This window comes from Ancrocorticia sp., assembly GCF_052089425.1.
GTDB lineage: Bacteria > Actinomycetota > Actinomycetes > Actinomycetales > Actinomycetaceae > Ancrocorticia.
In genome coordinates this window covers 41,506-47,070 of the sequence record NZ_JBQCZW010000018.1, presented here as the reverse complement: position 1 = coordinate 47,070, position 5,565 = coordinate 41,506, and the positions used below count along the sequence as shown (strand labels likewise).

The window sequence follows — 5,565 nt, the reverse complement described above, 5'->3', positions numbered from 1 at the left end:
AACTTCTTGAGTTGAGGTACCGCATCGTCGATCTCGCTATCCACCGATACGCCCTTCAAAGCGATAAGTGAACCACCCGGTTTAAGTAGTGGCATCGTCCACCCCAGCAACTTGTTCACCCGGGCGACAGCCCTAGCGGTCACAACGTCTGCGGAAACCTTCCCAACAAGGCTCTCTGAGCGTGCATTCGTCACCACAACATTGTTCAGTGACAGCTCGTCAACCGCATCCCGCAGCCAGTCACATCGCCTCTCCATCGAATCCACAAGATTTACCCTGCAGTCCTGACGGCAGATGGCAACCACTAGGCCCGGAAAGCCCGCGCCCGATCCAACATCGATGATCGTCCCCTCCGTGGGGATGAAGTCCAAGACGGCAGCCGAATTGAGAATGTGCCGTGTCCACAGCCGATCCAGTTCGCGGGGGCCAACTAATCCCCTGACCTCGCCTTCACGAACAATCATGTCAGCGAACAGGTTCAGCTGGCCCCAGGCGGTGCCGAAGTGCTCGGCACCGCCTACCGGCGCTGATTCAACCACGGATACCACACCCTCTAGTTAAGGCACGCATAGAGACGCGCCATGACACAAACTTCGGCTGGGCCTAGGCCTCAGCGTTAGCTTCGGTGGTAACGGTATCGTCCTGAGCGTTGCCGGCCTCTGAAGCTGCGTCCGCGGCCGCCGGCCTCACGACAACATGGCGCGCTGGACCCACACCCTTTGAGTCAGAAACAAGTCCGGCCTTGGCCACGATATCGTGTACGACCTTGCGCTCAAACGGATTCATCGGGTCGAGCTCAACCTGATCGCCACTCTCCTGAACCGAACTCACGGCATCCTCAGCAATTGCGGAAATCGCCGCACGCCGGTTCTTCCGGAAGTCGTCGATGTCCAGCATGAGACGGCTCCGCTCACCAGTCTGGGACTGGACAGCAAGCCGTGTGAGCTCTTGGAGAGCCTCCAATACTTCGCCCTCGCGCCCCACAAGCTTCCTCAACCGGGGGTCTGTTTCACCCTCCGACAGGACGGCTAGAGATGCCCGATCAGCCTCAACCGAGATCTCAATATCTCCGTCTAGATCCGCGATATCAAGCAGCTCTTCCAGATAGTCAGCTGCGACATCGCCCTCTTCATCAAGGTTCTTAACCAGTTCACTCTTATCAGTTGACTCACTCATGAGAACTTCCTCTTTCTTGACAAGACCACCGTTGGCAAGCGCCTCAGGCTAAAAATTACGCTTCTTCTTGTTTTGCTGCGCCTTCTTATTACGTTGCTCCTGCTTTGCCTTGGAGCGCGCCCGTTCTGCCTGACGGCGCTCGTACCGCTTCTTGGCACGCTCCGCGTCAGTGAGCCCGTCCTTGCCCCTCACCTCTGAGGGGTCAACATCCTCTTCGGGTTCCTCAGGCGAATGGACAGCCTGCGGATCATCCTTGTCCACACCGACCTTCTTGGCGCGTTCCTTGCTCATAGGCTGCTGCCGCTGACCCCTTGACGCTTCTTCAGCTTCCAGAGTCTCGATTTCTTCTTCAGTCAGTCCCTTACGCAAGCGCTTCTTCCGAAGCCGCTCCTCGCGGTCCCTGTAGGCCTGAGACCCTGGAGTCGGGTTGTTCCGAATGAACCACGTTTGCTGCCCGATGTTCCAAATGTTGCCAGCTGCCCAGTAGACAAGCACACCCACCTGGAAAGCCGCACCAGAGAACAAGTAGATGAACGGCATGCCATAGAGCATGTACTTCTGTGTCTTAAATGCCGGATTGTTGGGATCCATCGCAGAATCTGGCATGTTCTTCATGGTCAACTGCTTTTGTGTATAGAACATGGACACCACCATGAACAACACAAGAACAGCGGCAACGATACGGACGTTGAGGGGATCGGCTGTTTCACCAGCGGCACCGAACGAGGCTGAAAGGGGAGCTCCGAACACGGTGGAATTCTCAAACTCCACCGCGACGTCACTGTTGATCGGGCCAAGATCGCCGCGTTCCCCGGCTGCAATGGCCGGGAAGGCGTAGAGCACCCGGAACAACGAGAACAGAATAGGCATCTGAACTAGGAGCGGAAGGCAGGAAGCGAATGGTGAGGTGCCGTGCTTCTTGTACAGCGCCGTCATCTCTTCCTGCTGGCGCTGCTGGGAAACCTGATCCTTCTTACCCTTGTACTTCTTCTGGATCTTCTGGATCTCCGGCTGAAGAACTTGGGTTTGCCTCGTGGCGTTGATCTGCTTGTTGTAGAGCGGGAGGATAATCAGACGCACGATGATGGTCAGGCCAACAATGGACAAGACCCAAGCGGGACCTGACCCAGCATCCATCCCCAGGCTAGTGAGCCCATAATGAACGCCGTATATGACATACGAAACGAGCCACATAATCGGGGCGAGGATTGTATCCATGACGGGGCTTCTTCTCTTTCGCTTGCTGCGGGCGATATGCCCGCACGGACTAGGTGAGCTGATCCTTGCCGCAATGACCTCAGTGATCTGGCAAGGCTCTCGGATTACGTATGTTGTGTAAGGTCTTCATTTCGGTACAAGTCCATCAAGCCGTCGTAATCAAGCGGTTTCGAAGGCCATGCTCCATGCGGTGGAACCCGGTCAACGCCGCCCTGACTCCACGGGTTACACCGAAGAAGGCGCCATGCACTCAACAGTGTACCTTTGAACAGCCCGTGAGTTTCAAGCGCCTGAAGCCCGTACTGCGAGCAGGTTGGACTGTACCTGCACCGCCGCGGTATTCCGGGGGAAATCGAACGCTGATACCACCGGATAACTGCTTGAACCAACGCCGTGACAGGGTTCTTCATGGTTCCACCTGACCTATTCGACCGGCACACCACGGGCGCCAATCAAAGAGACTCATCAGGTTACGTGCCGCGATCCACATCACTGTGACCCACCAGAACCCGGCGCTACCTCACCATCGGCACCATGTACCGCGCGGTGTTTGCGTGAGGCTTTGCGGATGGCAAGGTCCAAATCCAGTCCCAGTTGAGCAGACGTTGAATCCTTGGCCGATGGAAAGGCACGGACAGTCACCAGATCGCCCTGACGAAATTCCACCAATCGCTCACGCATAAGGTGGCGCAGTTGGCGATAGACGCGGTGGCGAACCACGGAGTTGCCCACACTTTTTGGCACGATGAAGCCGACCTTCACGCTGTGAAGGCCGGCTAAAGGCTCAGCTGGTGCTTCTGCGACGGAGACCAAAACTCTCTTGGCACCACCACGAGCTCCACGGGAAGCAATCGCGAATTCCGCCGATCGCCTCATGCGGTGGGCGGCAGGAAGCAATGCTCAGGCCGAGAGAGAGTGGCGTCCCTTGCGGCGACGGTTCGCAAGTACTGCACGACCGGCGCGGGTGCTCATGCGCTTGCGGAAGCCATGCACCTTGGCACGGCGACGATTATTCGGCTGGAAAGTCCGCTTGACCACGGTTGTACTCCCACATTGATTGGGCGAGCGTGTTGCTCGCGTTAATGAACAGTGCACACATCAGCGCACACATGACTAGGCGACTTTACGCGATTATTCCTTAGTGGGTCAATGAAAAACCGGGTTGTGGTGACACGTATCTCACGCCAACCTCACGTACCAAACTGCCTTTGAAATCACCGTTGGTCACATATCCACATCGGTGGAAACGTGCAGTGGATATGTCTTTTCGCGGAACGCTCCCAGATTCTCAGAATTTCGGAGCCCAAATGACAAACATGTAATTTCCACAGATGTGGACAAGTGTGTGGATAACAGTTGTGCACGAAGCTAATTTGTCGCCTAGGATAGCGATACCGCACGCAAAAGACTCGTGCGAGCGCGCGTGTTTTCTGGTGGTGTTGTACTGGACAGTGACGCAAGATCCCAATGAGGAGTAGGTATGAGTGACGGCAACCCGGCCAAGGCCACTTGGCAGGCAGCTACCGAACTTCTCCGCGATGAAGGCGGACTCTCGGATTCTCAAACCGCTTTTGTCCGCATGGCACACCCACTTGCTGCGGTTGATGATGTTTTCATGATTGCCGTGGGTTCGGAGTTCGTGAAATCTTGGATTGAAGATCACGTGGCAGACCGTATGACCGAAAAGGTCTCCGCAATCCTCGGGCACACCATCCGTCTCATGATTTCAGTTGACCCTTCAATCAATGACATGCCGGCCCAGCCAAACGACGAGGATCCTTTCGCTCATCGCCGCACGGACCACCCACACCCTGAGCGATTTGCCGAGCAGCGCACGTCGTATCCAGATGGTGGCTACGCTGACACATCCGATGGCCGGGATTTTCAGGCTGAGCGAAGCGACCGCTACAGCGATACATCTGTATCTCTTGTTGATCCCCACGATTCTTTTCAAGGAAGAAGTGAACGGACAGCGGCAGAGAACTTTGACCAAGCCTCCTACGGTGGACAGCGGCAGAGCCGAGCGCCGCAAACCGAACGTCAATATCACAACGAGGCCACGTCCTCACCGAATGAAGCCTCCTACCATGACCGGGATTCCCGAAACACGAGGTATCGCGAGGCTCTCTATCAATCCGGTGATTCCTACCATTCGCCTCAAGACCAATCCTTGCTGGCACAAGCGCGCCTCAACCCGCGTTATTTGTTCGACAATTTTGTCATTGGTGATTCCAACCGCTTCGCTACTGCCACATCACTAGCAGTAGCTGAATCTCCTGGTACCACGTACAACCCATTGTTTCTCTATTCGGATTCCGGGATGGGCAAAACGCACTTGATGCACGCGATTGGAAACTACGCGCTCAGCCTGTACTCCCACAGCAAGATTCGATATGTAAGCTCCGAAGAGTTTCTCAATCTGTTTATCAATTCGCTCGGCAACGGCAAGATGAACGAATTCAAGGATCAGTTCCGTTCCGTAGACATCCTTTTGATCGATGATATTCAGTTCATCGGCGGCAAAGAGGACACCATGGTGGAGTTCTTTCATACGTTCAACGCCCTGACGAATGCCAATAAACAGATTGTGATCACCTCTGACGTTGCCCCCAATTTGTTGAATGGCTTCGAGGAACGCATGCTTTCGCGATTTAACTCTGGCGTGACAGCCAGCATTGATCGCCCCAATCTTGAAACTCGCATCGCGATCCTCGAAAAGAAGGCCAGCGCGGACGGCATTCGCGTTCCCCGCGAAGTTCACGAGTACATCGCGACGAACATGACCACCAACATCCGAGAGATGGAGGGTGCGCTACGGCGCGTCACCGCCTTCGCGGATTTGTCGGGCCAACCAGTAGATCTCACCCTGTCCGAAATGGTGTTGAAGGATCTCATCTCCAACCCAGACAGCATCGAGATCACCGCAAGCCTCATCATGGGACAAACCGCCAGCTATTTCCAGCTATCAATCGAGGATTTGACGTCCACGGACAGATCTAGGAGCCTCGTGATTGCCAGACAGATCGCGATGTACCTGTGCCGCGAGATGACGGAGCTTTCCTTGCCGAAGATCGGAGAGATCTTCGGCGGCCGCGATCACACGACTGTCATGCACGCATATCGCAAGATTGATAAGCAGATGGCGCAAAAGCAAACCACGTATAACCAGGT

8 protein-coding genes are annotated in these 5,565 nt (G+C 55.4%); 2 read left to right on the top strand and 6 right to left on the bottom strand.

Annotation, left to right across the window (positions count from 1 at the left end; genetic code table 11):
- The 3 genes from rsmG to yidC all read right to left on the bottom strand — a co-directional run.
- Positions 1–539, bottom strand: a 539-nt coding sequence (rsmG, locus tag ACTHV6_RS07370; RefSeq protein ID WP_441386639.1) for a 16S rRNA (guanine(527)-N(7))-methyltransferase RsmG, incomplete at its 3' end; no start/stop codon positions are given.
- A 64-nt stretch (positions 540–603) separates the two neighbouring features.
- A complete protein-coding gene (locus tag ACTHV6_RS07365) occupies positions 604–1,176 on the bottom strand; it encodes a Jag family protein (RefSeq protein WP_441386638.1) in 573 nt (190 codons plus the stop codon).
- 48 nt (positions 1,177–1,224) lie between these two features.
- Positions 1,225–2,394: a membrane protein insertase YidC gene (gene yidC, locus ACTHV6_RS07360; RefSeq protein ID WP_441386637.1), complete on the bottom strand. Its 1,170-nt coding sequence runs from the start codon at positions 2,392–2,394 to the stop codon at positions 1,225–1,227.
- On the opposite strand from yidC, the gene ACTHV6_RS07355 reads away from it, so the two are divergent.
- Positions 2,393–2,515, top strand: coding sequence for a hypothetical protein (locus ACTHV6_RS07355; protein ID WP_441386641.1), 123 nt, complete (start codon positions 2,393–2,395; stop codon positions 2,513–2,515). The genes yidC and ACTHV6_RS07355 overlap by 2 nt on opposite strands.
- Here ACTHV6_RS07355 and yidD read toward each other — a convergent pair.
- From yidD to rpmH, 3 genes are all read right to left on the bottom strand, one after another.
- Positions 2,499–2,804, bottom strand: a complete 306-nt coding sequence (gene yidD, locus ACTHV6_RS07350; RefSeq protein WP_441386636.1) for a membrane protein insertion efficiency factor YidD — start codon at positions 2,802–2,804, stop codon at positions 2,499–2,501. The two genes, ACTHV6_RS07355 and yidD, sit on opposite strands and share 17 nt — an antisense overlap.
- Before the next feature lie 79 nt (positions 2,805–2,883).
- Complete coding sequence (locus ACTHV6_RS07345; protein WP_441386635.1) at positions 2,884–3,291, bottom strand: ribonuclease P protein component; 408 nt, start codon at positions 3,289–3,291, stop codon at positions 2,884–2,886.
- Positions 3,292–3,294: 3 nt separating this feature from the next.
- Positions 3,295–3,432, bottom strand: a complete 138-nt coding sequence (gene rpmH / locus ACTHV6_RS07340) for a 50S ribosomal protein L34 (protein ID WP_441386634.1) — start codon at positions 3,430–3,432, stop codon at positions 3,295–3,297.
- A gap of 442 nt (positions 3,433–3,874) precedes the next feature.
- Here rpmH and dnaA point away from each other — a divergent pair.
- Positions 3,875–5,565: chromosomal replication initiator protein DnaA (dnaA, locus tag ACTHV6_RS07335; protein WP_441386633.1), on the top strand; the 1,691-nt coding region annotated here is incomplete at its 3' end.